We start from the raw sequence: 13,964 nt of genomic DNA on the forward strand, positions 1-13,964 counted from the left end.
AGGGAGCCCCCCTTGCGTAAGGCGTGACAATGGAGACGATCCCGAGCTAGGAGGAGAACCATGGCGGAGCCCCAGCGCTCCCACGACACCCCCCGCCTGCGGCCCGCCCCCCTGCTCTTCGAGCCCGCAGCGGCCGCAGCCGACCCGGAGCACTTCTTCGATCTGGAGTCGATCGAAGACCCCAGGGAGCTGCTGTCCCGCTCGACCGAACTCACCCATGCCTTCCGTGCGGCCACCGACCGCGCCATCGAGTACCAGGCCATGGCCGCCGCCCAACTCGCCGACCCACGCCGCTTCGACCGCCTCACCCCCGCGGTGATCGGCGAGCGGGCCGGGTGGACCGAGGACTACGCGAAGAAGATGATCGAGTTCGGTCGCGAGCTGATGCGGGGGCCCGAAGACCTGAGGTGATCTTCGGTCCGGCCGGCCGGACCGGGCCGGGTCCGGGCTCGGGTGGGCACGGGTGTGCGTGCGGGTGCGGGTGTGCGTGCGGGTGCGCCGGAGCCGCACGAACGCAACGGCAGCGGAGCGCTACAGCGCGAAGTGCCCGTGCCGCAGGTGGTTCAGCTGCCATTCCAGTTCGCTGGTCGCGTCGCTGTGCAGCTGCTCGTCGACCGCGTCGTCCGCACGCTGCTCGCGCTCCGCCGACCCGGCGTCCAGCGGATAGCTGTACCAGACCCCCGGGTCGTCTATCGCCCCGTATCCGGCGACGGTGCACAGCACCTTCCGGCTGCGTAGATCGGCGATCACCCCGTCGAACCCCAGCAGGTCGTCTATGTGATCGTGGGACGACTCCTGCGAACCGTCCCCACCCTCGGTCAGATGGGTTTTGACCACGAGCACATAGCGCACCTTGGCCATCGCCTCGACCGAGCGGGTGTACGTGTCGCTCGCGAATTCATTGTCGCCGCTCGTGCGATGGTGACCGGGCGCGGAGGCGGCGACGTACCGTGCGAGGTCCGTGTTGATGAAATCCCAGGTACCCGATGCTTTCGCAGGATCGGTCAGCTGGTCGTACGTCACCATGCCGAGGTTGTTCCCGGCCGGATCGTCCTGGTCGTAGCGGAACAGCCGCGCGCCCTTGCGCACATCGCGGCATGCGGTGTCGGAGTCCTCGGTGAGCGCCGAGGAAATGCCGGGCGCCAGCGCGGAAAGGCGACGTTCGATGGCGGCGAACTGGTCGGCGTGACGCATCACCACGTCATGCCGGGTGTCCTGGCTGAAGTAGCGGTACACGCCGTACCCGCCCGTACCGAGCAGGATGACGAGCAGCACGAGAAGGAGTCGTTTGGCCATCGCAGCCCATCCCGTCCGGAAGCGGCCCACGAACGGTATCGACGCCGCCCCGGGACGGGTCCCGTTCGACGATGGCAGCGCCGTACGGTCGGCGGGACCGCCACGGCCCGGCACGGCCGTCTGCGCATGGCGCGTCGCTGCCGTAGGGGGTGCACCTTCCCGAGGTCGGCCGCCCTTCGCCCTGCCGGACCGGCGTCCACCGCCGCGGGCGTGACGCCGTGTTGGGCACCTGCGACGCTTTGCGGATGAGTGTCATCGCGCGATCAGTCTCGCGCACGCCTCGGTACCGGCACCCCGTGGATCCCGGCGCCACCAGCGGAACCGGCGAGTGTAGCCTCCGCGTCCATCAGCGCGTAGGCGACGGGAGAGGCTGAGCTGTGACGGAAGAACCGTTCGAGATGGGTGTGCTCGCTCTCAGTGGCGAACTTCGCCAACTGGGGCCGTACCGACTGCTCGGGCAGCTGGCCATCGGCGGCATGGGGGTGATCTACCTCGGGCGGAACCCGGCCTCCGGCCAGCTCGTCGCCCTCAAGACCCTGCTGGCGCCCGGCGGGGTCACCCCGGAGGCCCGTAAGCGTTTCGACCGGGAGGTCAGGCTCGCCCGACGGATCACCAGCAACCAGACGGCCCGGGTTCTGGACGCCGACGCCGAAGGGCCCCGGCCCTGGATGGCGATGGAGTACGTGCCGGCGCCGTCGCTCCAGGCGCTGGTGGTCCAGCGGGGGGCGCTCGGGAGCGAGGCCGCGGTGCGCTGGATCGCCTCCGGTGTGGTGCGGGCCCTCGCGGAGCTGCACAGCAAGGGGATCGTGCACCGGGACGTCAAACCGCTGAACATCCTGCTGACACACGACGGCCCGAAGGTCATCGACTTCGGCATCTCCCACGCCAGCGACCTCACCAGCACCAAGTTCACCCTCGGAACCGTCGCCTTCGCGGCGCCGGAACAGGCCGAGGGGCTGCCCAGTGCCCCGGCCTCCGACATCTACGCGCTCGGCATCACGCTGTACCACGTGGCCTGCGGCCGGCTGCCCTACCCGGACACCGACGAGGCGTTGCGGCAGCTCAACTACGTACGGCAGGCCGCCGTCACCCTGGACGGGCTGCCCGAGGGACTCACCGGAGTGATCGGCGACTGCCTCGCCGTGCGACCGGAGGACCGGCCGACCGCCGAGCAGTTGGTCCACCGGTTCGCCGGTGGCGACAGCGGTGCCCTGCCCGGTGGTTGGACGTCCCTGATCGACCGCTACGCCGCGGAGGGCCGGCGCCTCCAGCGGGCCTCCGACCAGTCGGAGGCCGAAACGGTCACCCGCAGCTGGACCGTCGGCCCGGGCGGGACCCGGCTGGCCACCCAGGTGGAGAACCCGGAGCAGACACCCAGGTCCGGGGAGGCGACGCCGGGCACACCCGGCCCGGGGATGGCGGCCGGGCACGGGCACTATCCGCTGACGCCGCCCGGGGGTCCGGGGCCCGCCGGACCGGCGGTCGGTGCGGCGTCGAGCGGCGGGGCGACACCCGGCGGCGGTACGACGTCGAGTACGGGGACGGGTGAGCAGCCGCGCCGCAAGTCCGGCTGGAAGAACGAGTACCTCTACGCACTGCTCGGTGCCGCAGCCCTGATCGTCAGCCTGGTCGTCAACTTCAACGGTGACCACTCGGACGACTCGCCCACCGACTCCAGCAGCACTGCCAGTGACACGGCGAGCGAGAGCCCGAGCAGCGAGGACTCCCCCGTGGAGGACTCCAGCCCCACTCCGCCCAGCCCCGAGGACGAGGCGTTCGCCGACATCAAGATCGACGACTGCCTGGACAGCTACACCGACCCCGACGGGATGTGGTCGTCCGACACTCCGCAGGCGGCCAGTTGCTCCGGTGCCGGGTCCTACTACCGCGTGATGTCCGTTTCGAACGACACCGACGGGTGCTCGGACTCCTACGACAACGACTGGTCCCACGACAACGCGGACGGCAGCACGACCGACCTCTGCCTGAACCGCAACTTCCGTGTCGGCCAGTGCGAGTTCGCCGACAAGGACGAGAAGCTCTACCGCACCATGATCACTCCGTGCGACGGCGACATTCCCGACGACTACAAGTACATAGTCAAGATCCTGAGCGTCCACTCCGGCGAGTACGACTGCGGAAGCCAGGACAGCTGGACCCTCGACGACGCCGGCGTCACCCTCTGCGCCAAGGAGATAAAGCAGACGAAATAGCCCGAACCGGTCCTACATGAGGGCGAGACGGCGGGGGCGGGGGCGGCCGGCGGCACGGAGCCGGTGGCACGGGGAGTGTGCCGACGGGGCAGGCTGGCAGCACGGGCTGCCGTCATATGCCTCGGGGCAAGATACTCCCCGCGCCGCCGCCCTGTCCCGACTTCCGGGAACCCAGCGGATTCAGGTGCTCACTCCCGGTAGACATGACCGTCATGAACAGCCCATGGCACGTATCCACTCCGGGATGGCCTGTCACCGCCGAGCAGCCACCACACGGCTGGCCGGCACGGGAGCGGCTGACCGGGGAGGATGCGCCGCCGCCAGGGGTGGGCGAGCAGCCGCACCGCTCGGGTCCGGCCGGGGACGAAAGCCTGCCCGGGGCGACGGAGAACGTGCCCGTCTCGCGGGTGACCGCGGAAGGCGCCGCCTGGCTCGTCTCAGCAGGAACGTATCCCCACGCCACTCTCTCCCGCTGGGCACGCGAGCCCGACCTGCCGCTCACCCTCCCTTGCGGCATCACCTTCGACGTGGTGAACGTTCCCGCGTTCTTCGGCCGCCGGATGCTCGACCGGCTGTGGGCGGACGGCCCCGGCTCGGGCCCGGTCGCCGTGCACCGCGGGCGGATGCTGCTGTTCGCCGCGCCGGGCACCGCCCAACGGCTGCCGTCGCTGCTGCGGTGGGAGGAGTGGGGGGCAGCCGGCGGCGGCCGCGGCGGTGCGGTGCCGCCGTTGCTCTGCCATGGCTCGGGCGACGCGGTGACCGTGCCGCCGCTCGCCCATGGCGCGGCCGCGGCCTGCGCGGCCACCGAGACCCTGGCCGTGCGCTGGCTGGTCGCCCCCGCCACCCGGCGGCCCTGGCTGCCGGGCCCCGAGGTGCTGCTCTGGGCCTGCGTACGAGCGGCCCGCGCGACGGAGGGCCCGGGGACGACACCCCAGAACCCCGCGGTACAGGGGGAGCGGATATCGATTTTTCCTCGCGCCGACCAGGGTGCTAGTGTCTACGACGTCAGCAGGCGCCGCTAGCTCAGTTGGTTAGAGCAGCTGACTCTTAATCAGCGGGTCCGGGGTTCGAGTCCCTGGCGGCGCACGACCTCTGGCCGACCCTGTTCGCGCACAGCGCTTCACAGGGTCGGCCTTTGTGTCTTCTGGGGGGCGCCCCCAGACCCCCGCGTGTTCAGGCGCTGGGCGCCCGAACGCCGTGACTCACCTCGTGGTGATCTTCACCCGCCACGCCCCCGTACGCGTACGCTCCCCCACGCTCACATCGATGCGCACCCGCTCGTGCGGAACGCGAAAGCGTTCTCCGCTGCGCACCGGCGCATCCGCAAGAGCCGGGTAGACCGACTCGTTCCAGCAGGCCGCCGAGCGCGGGTGGGCGTCGATCACCTCCACCGGGCCGCCGCCGGACTCCGTCGCGCTGCGCACCCGGTAGACGAGCACGCCCTGGGTGCAGGCCGCCGCGTCGTTGCCCCACGCGCTACGGGCCTCCAGCGCGATCGCGCTGCTCCGCCCGGTGCGGACGACCACCAGTTTCGCCGTGCGCAGGGGGCCGGCGGAGCCCTTCGCCGGGCCGGCCGGTGCCGCCCAGAGCGCGCTGTCGGCCATGCGCGACGGCGCGTCCGGGCGCGTGCCCCCGCGCGGGTCCCCGTACCGGTCCGGGTAGCCGTCCTGGTACGCGTCCGGGTCCGTCACCGCCGCGGGTACGGCCTCCGGGCGCCCTGGGGGTGCGGAGAGCGGCTCCAGGTCCAGCCGGGTGTCGCCGCCGCCCTGGACGCAGACCACCTGGTCGGGATCGAGCCAACCGAGCCGCCACTTGTGCCAGGCGAAGAACTCGGGTGCCAGGCCGAACTGGCTGCCCATGACATCCCAGTCGCCCACGTACGTGTCCCAGTCACCCTTGCCGTCGGACGGGCGGTGGTAGAGGTCGGGAAGATCGAAGACATGTCCCGTCTCGTGCGCCAGTACATTCCGGTCTGGAGGATGCCGCTCGAAGATGGTCACGATGCGCCGCAGGCTCGCACCGTCGACGGTGATCGGACGGTCGAAATTGACCACCTTCGTCGCGTCGGAGTCAACGCCGGGGGCGTCCGGGTCCGCCACGAAATAGACAATGTCGTACTTGCCGAAGTCCACACGCGGGTTCGCGGCCGCCACCGCGTCCTTCAGGTAGGCCGCCCGGTGCGCGTCGTCCCAGTCGCGTCGTATCCGGTACGCGGTGGACGGCCGGGGCATCCGGATCCAGGCGCGGTGTGGACGCGGGCGCAGGGTGAACTTGCCGTAGGAGGCGCGCTCGTAGAAGCGGCTGGTGGCCGGGAAGTAGTCCGACGTCAGGACGTCCGGGCTGGTCCTGGGGCGGGCGTCGGGGAACGACAGGAAGACCAGCAGCGCGTCGAGCGTTCGCCTGGGACGCGGATACGCGCCGTTCCAGCTGTCCACGCCCTCCGAGTGGTGCGCCTCGGTCCGGCCCAGCGCACACGGCATCGACCGCCGGTCGGCGACCGCGGAGCCGGCCACCAGCGACGTCGCGGCCAGCGCCGACAGTGCGGTCAGCGCGGCCGCGGCACTGCGTAGCCAGGGCCGACGTTCACCAGGGCGCGGATCGGGCGGGCGCGCGGCGTCGGGGACGCGTGCGTCGGCCTGGGGCGACCTGGGCCCGGGCATGCCGGGGACGGTTCGCGCGGCCTGCGCTTCCGGACCCCGGCGGGGTGCGGAATTCGGCGGTTCTGTGCGTTCGTGGTGGGGCGGTTCCGCAGGGCCGGCGTCCAGTTCGGCGGCTTCGCCGACCGGCTCGGGCTCGGGGTCGGGGCCCGACGGCTCCTCCGGCCGTCCGGGGCGCCCGTGGGGCTCGCCGGTCTCCTCGGGCTCGTTCGGCTCCTCGGGGCGGAGCGGACGCGGCACGGCTACCTCCGGGCGCGGGTTTCAGGGACACCGCACCCAGCCTCATCACTTTTGTCACACTTCGCCCAGTTGTTCTGGCCCGGCCGAGTGAGCGGCGATGGCCGCTTCCGCACTCACGGAACGTCACAATCGATCGGGAGCCGACAAAGCCGCCCGCAGAGCCGACCAGGACCGAACGTGAAACGCTCCGTCGATGAAACGACGATGATCCGTCCCGCGAGCGAGAGCCACGCCTGGCCGGTCGCTGGCTGGATACACCCCGGGCGGCGCTCTATGATCGGCACACTTTCCTGCGCGGACCTGGCCGAACCGGCCCCCCGCCGACCCGGCCCCCACCCGCCCACCGGCGCGCCGGCGACCGGACGTACGACTGAGACCAGTACGACATCGACTGCACAACGACTGCACTGCGGGAGCGAGCGGTGAGCGGAACGCCCGAAGGACCGGCCCCACCGGCAGACGGCACCCCTCGGGCCGTCACGGAGCGTTGCTCCCGGGACGCCCAAGGCGGTACGGGTGCGCCCGGCGAGCCCGGGTCCCGGGGCGGGCGCTCAGGCGGGGGTGCGGAGCCGAGCGAGGGCTCCGACGCGCGCGACGGGGAGCCCCACAGTACGAACGCGCCCCACCCGTACGGCCCCCCGGGCGACGCCTATCTTCACGGCGCTCGCCCCGAACGGTCGGAGTACCCGGGCAACGAAGGCGACCGGGCCCCGCTGGACCGGGCGAGCGCCCAGGTGGACCGTGCGAGCGCTCCGTCCGGCCCCGCGGGACCGGCCGTGGCCCCGCCGCCCGCGGACCCGCCCACCGCACACCCGGGTCCGGCACACCGGCCTGCGGGCAACCAGCCCTCCGCGGCCCGCCCCTCCCCCGACCGCACCGGGGCGACCGGTCCCCGTTCCGGTGCGTCATGCGCGCACTGGGCCGCGTTCGCCGCCGCGCCCGTCGCGCTGGCCGTCGTCGACGGCGCCGGTCTGGTGGCCACCGCGAACTCCGCGTTCACCGACCTGTTCGGCACGGGTGGCGGTGCACCGGTCGGGCGGCCGGCCGCCGATCTGGTGGACCTGACCTCCGACAGCCGGATCTGGCATGCCTATCGGGAGGTGCTCCGCGGCCGGTCGGGCCGGCTGCGCTGCACCCGCCGGCTCAAACACCCCGACGGCCACTCGCTGTGGGCGCAGATCACCATCGCCCCCCTGACCGGCCGCCAGGACAGCGGCAAGGACAGCGGCGACGACCCGGCGCGGAAACCCGCAAAGGGTCCCGAAGGAACCGCCGGCAGCGCGGCGCCCGCGGCACTGCTGTCCGTCTCGGACATCACCGCACGCCGCGAGTTGCAGGCCCGGCTGCGCCACCTGGAGATGCACGACCCGGTGACCCGGCTGCCCAACCGGACGCTGTTCTTCGAGCGCCTCACAGCCGCCCTGGAGGCCGGCTCGTACGACGCGTACGAACCCCCCGCCCCCCACGCCCCCGGCACATCACCCGCACCGACCTCCCGGCCTGCCCCGGCCTGCGGCCAGCGCCCGTCTCCCTCGTCTCCTCCGTTCCACCCTCTCTTCAACGCCTGCGGACGCCACCGTGAGGCCGGCACGGGGCGGGTCGGCCTCTGCGTCCTCGGTCTCGACGGGTTCAAGGCCGTCAACGACACCCTCGGCCACCGCATCGGTGACCTGCTGCTGGCGGCCGTGGCCGACCGGCTGACGCACTGCGCGGAGCAGGCGGGCCTCGGCCGGGCCGCGACGACGCCGCTCGTGGCCCGGCTCGGCGGCGACGAGTTCGCGCTGCTCGTGGAGGACTCCACCGGTACGGAGCAGGTCGCCGACCTCGCCGAGTCGGTGCTGCGCAGCCTCCAGAAGCCCTTCGACCTGTCCGGTCAGCGGCTCTCCGTCTCCGCCTCGATCGGCGTGGTGGAACGGCGCGCCGCCGGCACCACCGCCACCGCCCTCATGCAGGCCGCGGACACCACGCTGTACTACGCGAAGGCCGACGGAAAGGGCCGGTGGACGCTCTTCGACCCGGAGCGCAACGCGCACCGCATGACCCGGCAGGCGCTGTCGTCGACGCTGCGGCCGGCGGTGGAGCGGGGCGAGTTCATGCTGGAGTACCAGCCGCTGGTACGTCTCGAGGACGGCGGGCTCCGCGGGGTGGAGGCGCTGGTGCGCTGGCAGCACCCGCAGTTCGGCACCCTGACGCCGAATCGCTTCATCGGTCTGGCCGAGGAGGACGGCTCGATCGTGCAGCTCGGCCGCTGGATCCTGCAGACCGCCTGCCGGCAGGCCCGGCAGTGGCAGATCGACCATCCCGACGTGCCGCCGGTCTACGTGAGCGTGAACGTCGCCGTGCGCCAGGTGTGGGACTCCGACCTGGTCGCCGACGTCGCCGAGATCCTCGCCGAGACCGGTCTCGCGCCGCGGCTCCTCCAGCTGGAGCTCACCGAGTCCGCCGTGATGGGCTCGGCGGGCCGTCCGCTCCAGGCCCTCCAGGCCCTCAGCGACATGGGCGTGCGGATCGCCATCGACGACTTCGGCACCGGGTACTCCAACCTGGCGTACCTCAGCCGCCTGCCGGTGTCGGTGCTCAAGCTGGACGGCTCCTTCGTGCGCGGTTTCCGGTTCGACGACGAGGCCCACCCGAACCCCGCCGACGAGGTGATCGTCGAGGCACTGGTACAGCTGGCCCACCGGCTGGGGCTCACCGTCACCGCGGAGTGCGTGGAGACGTCCGGCCAGGCGGACCGGCTACGGCGGATCGGATGCGACACGGCACAGGGCTGGCTCTACTCGCGCGCGGTACGGGCAGAGCGCATCCCCGAACTCCTGGTGACCGGAGCGTGCCCGCGAGCGTGACCCGCCCGAGCACCACCCCAGCCGGCCCGCACCACGACAGCCCGCCGGCACCACGACAGCCGGCCCGCACCACTACAGCCGGGCCGCACCACTACAGCCCGTCCGGCGTTTGAGGACGAGGCCGTCAAGGCCGACAGGGGGGTCTGGGGGCACAGCCCCCAGATCAGCGCCCCGGAACGCCGGCACCCGCCCACATCCCGTACGCATCGGCAATCAACTCATACGACCGCAGCCGCGCAGCGTTCCCATGCGCGTTAGCAGTGATCATCAACTCATCGGCCCCGGTACGCTTCTGCAGGTCGTCCAGCCCGGTACGAACCTCGTCAGGCGTACCGTGCACCACGTTGGCGTTCCACCCGTCGATGAACTCCCGCTCCATCGGGCTGAAGCTGTACGCCTCGGCCTCCTCAGGGGTCGGCACGAGACCGGGCCGCCCCGTACGCAGCCGCACCATGCCGAGCGCCGCGGCCAGCACCTGGCGACGGGCCTCACGCGCATCGTCGGCGGCGAGCGCGGAGACCCCGATCAGCGCGTACGGGGCGGCGAGCACGCGGGAGGGCCGGAACGACTCGCGGTACAGGTCGAGCGCGGGGACGGTGTTGCGCGCCGAGAAGTGGTGCGCGAAGGCGAACGGCAGCCCGAGCGCCCCGGCGAGCTGCGCGCTGAAGCCGGACGAGCCGAGCAGCCAGACCGGCGGCCGGGCCGGCGACTGCACCCCGCCGGGCGCGCTGGCCTGTACGGGGCCGGGGACGGCGTGGATGCGGGCGTACGGGTGCCCGTCGGGGAAGTCGTCGTCGAGGAAGCGGATCAGCTCGGCGAGCTGCTGCGGGAAGTCGTCGGCGCCCTCGTTCAAGCGATCGGTGCGGCGCAGGGCGGCCGCGGTGGCGCCGTCGGTGCCGGGGGCGCGTCCCAGGCCGAGGTCGATCCGGCCGGGCGCGAGGGCCTCGAGGGTGCCGAACTGCTCGGCGATCACGAGCGGCGCGTGGTTGGGCAGCATCACCCCGCCGGAGCCGAGCCGGATCCGCTCGGTGTGGGCGGCCAGGTGGGCCAGGATCACGGCGGGCGAGGACGAGGCGACGCCGGGCATCGAGTGGTGCTCGGCGACCCAGTAGCGGTGGAACCCGCGCTCCTCCGCCAGCCGGGCCAGCCGGACGCTGGTGCGCAGCGCGTCGGCCGCGGTGTTCTGCGCGCCCACGGTGGCCAGGTCAAGCACCGACAGCGGCACGGAAGCGCTGCCCCGGGCCTGGCCGGCGATCTCCTGACGCACGTCGTCCTCGTGGACGTCCTCGTGGACGTCCTCCTGGCGTACGTCGCCGCTCTCGTTCACCGGGGATGCCTCCTGGCTGTGCGGGTACGGTGTCTCCCCAGCGCGAACGGAGACAGGCTCCGGTTTATTCCGCCGGTCCCGTGCTGCCGGTCCTTCACCGCTCTACCCGCGCATCTCAGCGCATCTCCCCCGCCCGTCCGCGCCCGCATCACCCTGCCGAGCGGACCGCGCCGCCCGGCAGGGACGCCGGTGTCACTCCGTGGCCTGGACCAGGGGTTCGCGGGTGAACAGCTTCCCCAGTTGCGGGGCGTTCACCCGGCGCCCGGCGAGCCGCAGGGCCTCCCATGCGGTCACCTGGTTCGCCGTGAGCACCGGCTTGCCGAGGGTCTCCTCGAGTTCGGTCAGCCATGCCACCGTGTGCAGAGCCGTGTCCGGCATGAGGACCGCCTCCGCGTCCGGGTGGTCCCCGGCACGGCCCAGTTCGAGCACCTGCTCACGCCCCCAGGTGCCGACCTCGGCGGCGGTGATGATGCCGCTGCCGCGGGTGCTGAGCACCTCGATGCCGCCCTCTTTCAGGAAGGCGGCGAAGAGCTTCGCGACGTCTTCGGGATAGGTCGCGGCGACCGCGACCCGGCGCAGCCCGAGCTCCTGCGCCGCGTGCACGAACGCGAAGGACGTACTGGACGCCGGCAGCCCGGCGGCCCGGGCCAGCGACCTCACCTGCTCGTGCGCGCCGTCCCAGCCGTAGACGAAGCTGCCGCTGGTGCACGCCCACACGGTGGCCTCTGCGCCGGACAGCCGTAGCTCCTCCACCCCCGCGGCGAGCCGGTCGGCCGACCCCATCTCCAGCAGCGCGTCGACGCGATGCGCATCCGTGCCGATGTCGGTGTGCACGACGGCCAGCCGGATGCCGCCGCCGAGCAGCAACTCCATACGCGGGTAGTCGTCCTCCGCCGAGTGGCCGGGATACAGGAATCCCAGTGCGGTCACGTCCAGCCTCCTTGCCTTGCGCGTAGTACCTCAGGCGGATCGCCTACCCCCCTCCGGCCCGCCCGACGCGCCCCACCCATGGGGCACCTGGGCGGGCGGGTGCGGGCGGGTGCCCCGGTTACCGGGGACCAGGGCGCCGGTCGCCGTCGTATCCGGCCCTCGGCGCCCGGTGCGCCCGGTGTGTCCTTCCGGTCAGGACCAGCCTCCCTCGGTCTCCGCGGGTGGGGGCCCGTCGGACAGCGCCCCGCTGCCCTCACCGGTCGTCTCCCCCAGCGCTTCGAGGGCCGGGGACGCACCCGCGGGTGCCGGCGGCTCCAGCTGGGGGACGCCGGGTCGGGCGCCCGGATTGAGCAGTGCCTGGTACGGGCCTACTGCACGGGTACCCAGCCGCCGCAGCGCGGCCCACATCGTCACCTGATTCGCCGACAGCACCGGGATCTGGAGCTCGGCCTCCAGCTGCGGGATCACGTCGTAGGTCGGAAGGTTGGTGCAGCTGATGAAGAGCGCGTCGGCGTGGCCCCGCACCGCCTCGCGCGCCATGCCGACCACGTCCCGGTAGGGCACCTTCCAGATGTGCCGGGTCAGCCCCAGCATGGCCCGACCGGTGACATGCACCCCGGCCTCGGCCAGATAGTCCTCCAGCGCCCCGGTCACCGAGTCCGTGTACGGGGTGACCAGGGCTATCTGCCGCGCCGAGAGCTCTTCGAGCGCCTCGAGCAGCGCCCCGGACGTGGTCAGGGACGGCACCTCGCCGGCCCGCAGCATCGCCTCGCACATGGCTCGCTCGCCCGCGATGCCGCCGACGAAGCTGCCCGAGGTGCAGGCGTACGCCACGACCTCCGGCTCGGCGACGCTGAGCGCCCGAACGGCCTCGCCGAGCGTCTCGTGCTCGCTGACCATCCGGGCCAGGTCGAGGCTGACCTCGACCGGCACGAACGGCGTACGGGTCAGGAACAGCGAGATCTCGTCCGGCACCCAGCGCCAGAGCTCGCGGTCAAGCGCGAAGTCAAAAGGGGCGACGACCCCCAGACCACGCTGTGGCTGGGGTCCACCCAGGAAAGAGACGTCCATAGCAACTAACCCCGATTCGATCAACCAGTGGGGATGCAGTGCGTTCGGCCAAGGGCCGGGTTGACGTGCAGGGTGGAGCTGCGTGAAGGGTCGCCGGAAGGCTTGGGTGGTACACCGACGGCCGACGGGGCCTGGAAGATCACCACAAGTCCGACCGGAGAGCTCAGAGGACAGCTCCGGTGGAACGAGAAAGCCGGCACACGCCGGGACGTCGGGATGGGGAGGCGGAGCCTCGAAAAGGATCCGTGTTGACGACGGTAGGTTCGACTGCCAGCGTGGTCAATCCGCCTTTTCCAGTCGCTCCCCACTGACGATGCAATGGAAGCGGAACGCCGTTGCAGAAGGGTTTCCACCCGATGTCCAAAGCTGATCTTCCCAGCGTCCTGGTCCTCGGCGACCAGCCTGAGCCGCGCCTCGGTGCGCTGACCGGAAGGGCCCGGGTGAGATTCGTCGACGAGACCTCACTCGCCTCACAACTTCCCAGCGCAGACGTGTTGTTGGTGTGGGACTTCACCTCCACGGCGGTGCGCGGGGCATGGCCCGAGTCCGGTCCGCGGCCCCGTTGGGTGCACACCGTGAGCGCCGGTGTCGATCATCTTCTGGGGCCTCGGCTGGTGGCCTCGGACACCGTCGTGACCAACGCACGCGGAATCTTCGACCAGCCCATCGCCGAGTACGTCGCCGCCCTCGTTCTGGCCATGGCGAAGGATCTGCCGAGCACATGGGCTCTTCAGGGCCGCCACGAGTGGCGACATCGGGAAACACAGCGGTTGGCTGAAAATCGCGCTTGCGTAGTGGGCTCAGGCCCTATCGGGCGGGCGATCGCCCGGACCCTCGAGGCGCTGGGGATCACGACAGCGCTGGTCGGACGCACCCGGCGGGACGGCATCCACGGCACCGAGGACCTCGATCCACTTCTTGCGTCCGCCGACTGGGTAGTGAGTGTGGCACCGCTCACCGATGCCACCCGCGGCATGTTCGATGCCCGGCGTTTCGGCCTAATGCGCCCCTCGGCGCGCTTCATCAACGTCGGCCGCGGCCAGCTGGTCGTCGAAGCGGACCTCGCCCGGGCGCTGGCGGAGCGGTGGATCGCGGGCGCCGCGCTCGACGTCTTCGAGCACGAGCCACTTCCGCCGGACAGCCCGCTGTGGGACACGCCGGGCCTGCTGATCTCCCCGCACATGAGCGGCGACACGATCGGTTGGCGCGACGATCTTGCGGCGCAGTTCGTCGCCATGTACGACCGATGGGAGGCCGGCCAGCCGCTGCCGAACGTGGTCGACAAGGAGCGCGGGTACGTGCCCGGCGGCTGACCGGGCCGCCGGAAAACCTCGGGACCCGTCGGCACGGGAAGCGGACCCGGCGGCCCGGGAACACACCCGAC

10 protein-coding genes and 1 tRNA gene are annotated in these 13,964 nt (G+C 71.9%); 6 read left to right on the forward strand and 5 right to left on the reverse strand.

Annotation, left to right across the window (positions count from 1 at the left end; all coding sequences use genetic code 11):
• Nucleotides 1-60 precede the first annotated feature (60 nt).
• Nucleotides 61-411, forward strand: coding sequence for a DUF8844 domain-containing protein (locus NQO67_RS11620; protein ID WP_255949780.1), 351 nt, complete (start codon nucleotides 61-63; stop codon nucleotides 409-411).
• 120 nt (nucleotides 412-531) lie between these two features.
• Here NQO67_RS11620 and NQO67_RS11625 read toward each other — a convergent pair whose 3' ends face one another.
• Entirely contained in the window at nucleotides 532-1,296 is a 765-nt protein-coding gene (locus NQO67_RS11625; protein ID WP_255949781.1) for a hypothetical protein, read from the reverse strand.
• Nucleotides 1,297-1,673: 377 nt separating this feature from the next.
• Between NQO67_RS11625 and NQO67_RS11630 the strand changes: the two genes are divergently transcribed.
• The 3 genes from NQO67_RS11630 (at nucleotide 1,674) to NQO67_RS11640 (ending at nucleotide 4,595) form a co-directional block, all read left to right on the forward strand.
• Nucleotides 1,674-3,509: a serine/threonine protein kinase gene (locus NQO67_RS11630; protein ID WP_255949782.1), complete on the forward strand. Its 1,836-nt coding sequence runs from the start codon at nucleotides 1,674-1,676 to the stop codon at nucleotides 3,507-3,509.
• Nucleotides 3,510-3,721: 212 nt separating this feature from the next.
• Nucleotides 3,722-4,531 carry a hypothetical protein gene (locus NQO67_RS11635; RefSeq protein WP_255949783.1) on the forward strand — a complete coding sequence of 270 codons (810 nt, stop codon included), beginning with the start codon at nucleotides 3,722-3,724 and terminating at the stop codon, nucleotides 4,529-4,531.
• Nucleotides 4,522-4,595 (forward strand) — tRNA-Lys (locus NQO67_RS11640). The genes NQO67_RS11635 and NQO67_RS11640 overlap by 10 nt, the downstream gene beginning before the upstream one ends.
• A gap of 116 nt (nucleotides 4,596-4,711) precedes the next feature.
• Here the strand turns inward: NQO67_RS11640 and NQO67_RS11645 are convergent.
• Nucleotides 4,712-6,169, reverse strand: coding sequence for a M6 family metalloprotease domain-containing protein (locus tag NQO67_RS11645; protein ID WP_255950022.1), 1,458 nt, complete (start codon nucleotides 6,167-6,169; stop codon nucleotides 4,712-4,714).
• Nucleotides 6,170-7,182: 1,013 nt separating this feature from the next.
• Here NQO67_RS11645 and NQO67_RS11650 point away from each other — a divergent pair.
• Nucleotides 7,183-9,252: a putative bifunctional diguanylate cyclase/phosphodiesterase gene (locus NQO67_RS11650; protein ID WP_308295646.1), complete on the forward strand. Its 2,070-nt coding sequence runs from the start codon at nucleotides 7,183-7,185 to the stop codon at nucleotides 9,250-9,252.
• Nucleotides 9,253-9,415: 163 nt separating this feature from the next.
• Here NQO67_RS11650 and NQO67_RS11655 read toward each other — a convergent pair whose 3' ends face one another.
• The 3 genes from NQO67_RS11655 to NQO67_RS11665 form a co-directional block, all read right to left on the reverse strand.
• A complete protein-coding gene (locus NQO67_RS11655; protein ID WP_255950025.1) occupies nucleotides 9,416-10,519 on the reverse strand; it encodes an LLM class flavin-dependent oxidoreductase in 1,104 nt (367 codons plus the stop codon).
• Between the two features lie 252 nt (nucleotides 10,520-10,771).
• Nucleotides 10,772-11,509 carry a maleate cis-trans isomerase family protein gene (locus NQO67_RS11660; protein ID WP_255949784.1) on the reverse strand — a complete coding sequence of 246 codons (738 nt, stop codon included), beginning with the start codon at nucleotides 11,507-11,509 and terminating at the stop codon, nucleotides 10,772-10,774.
• Between the two features lie 192 nt (nucleotides 11,510-11,701).
• On the reverse strand, nucleotides 11,702-12,580 hold the full coding sequence (locus tag NQO67_RS11665) for a maleate cis-trans isomerase family protein (RefSeq protein ID WP_255949786.1): 879 nt from the start codon (nucleotides 12,578-12,580) through the stop codon (nucleotides 11,702-11,704).
• A gap of 356 nt (nucleotides 12,581-12,936) precedes the next feature.
• Here NQO67_RS11665 and NQO67_RS11670 point away from each other — a divergent pair, with 356 nt between their 5' ends.
• The gene (locus NQO67_RS11670) at nucleotides 12,937-13,893 is read left to right on the forward strand and encodes a D-2-hydroxyacid dehydrogenase (protein ID WP_255949787.1); all 957 of its coding nucleotides are present in this window, start codon (nucleotides 12,937-12,939) and stop codon (nucleotides 13,891-13,893) included.
• The last annotated feature ends 71 nt before the right edge of the window (nucleotides 13,894-13,964 follow it).

It is taken from the genome of Streptomyces odontomachi (assembly GCF_024435355.1).
Lineage (GTDB): Bacteria > Actinomycetota > Actinomycetes > Streptomycetales > Streptomycetaceae > Streptomyces > Streptomyces odontomachi.

Excerpts from the sequence above, each read along its gene's own strand:
- NQO67_RS11620 (WP_255949780.1), top strand. The coding sequence starts at position 61 with ATGGCGGAGCCCCAGCGCTCCCACGACACCCCCCGCCTGCGGCCCGCC.
- NQO67_RS11625 (WP_255949781.1), bottom strand. The coding sequence starts at position 1,296 with ATGGCCAAACGACTCCTTCTCGTGCTGCTCGTCATCCTGCTCGGTACG.
- NQO67_RS11635 (WP_255949783.1), top strand. The coding sequence starts at position 3,722 with ATGAACAGCCCATGGCACGTATCCACTCCGGGATGGCCTGTCACCGCC.
- NQO67_RS11645 (WP_255950022.1), bottom strand. The coding sequence starts at position 6,169 with ATGCCCGGGCCCAGGTCGCCCCAGGCCGACGCACGCGTCCCCGACGCC.
- NQO67_RS11665 (WP_255949786.1), bottom strand. The coding sequence starts at position 12,580 with ATGGACGTCTCTTTCCTGGGTGGACCCCAGCCACAGCGTGGTCTGGGG.
- NQO67_RS11670 (WP_255949787.1), top strand. The coding sequence starts at position 12,937 with ATGTCCAAAGCTGATCTTCCCAGCGTCCTGGTCCTCGGCGACCAGCCT.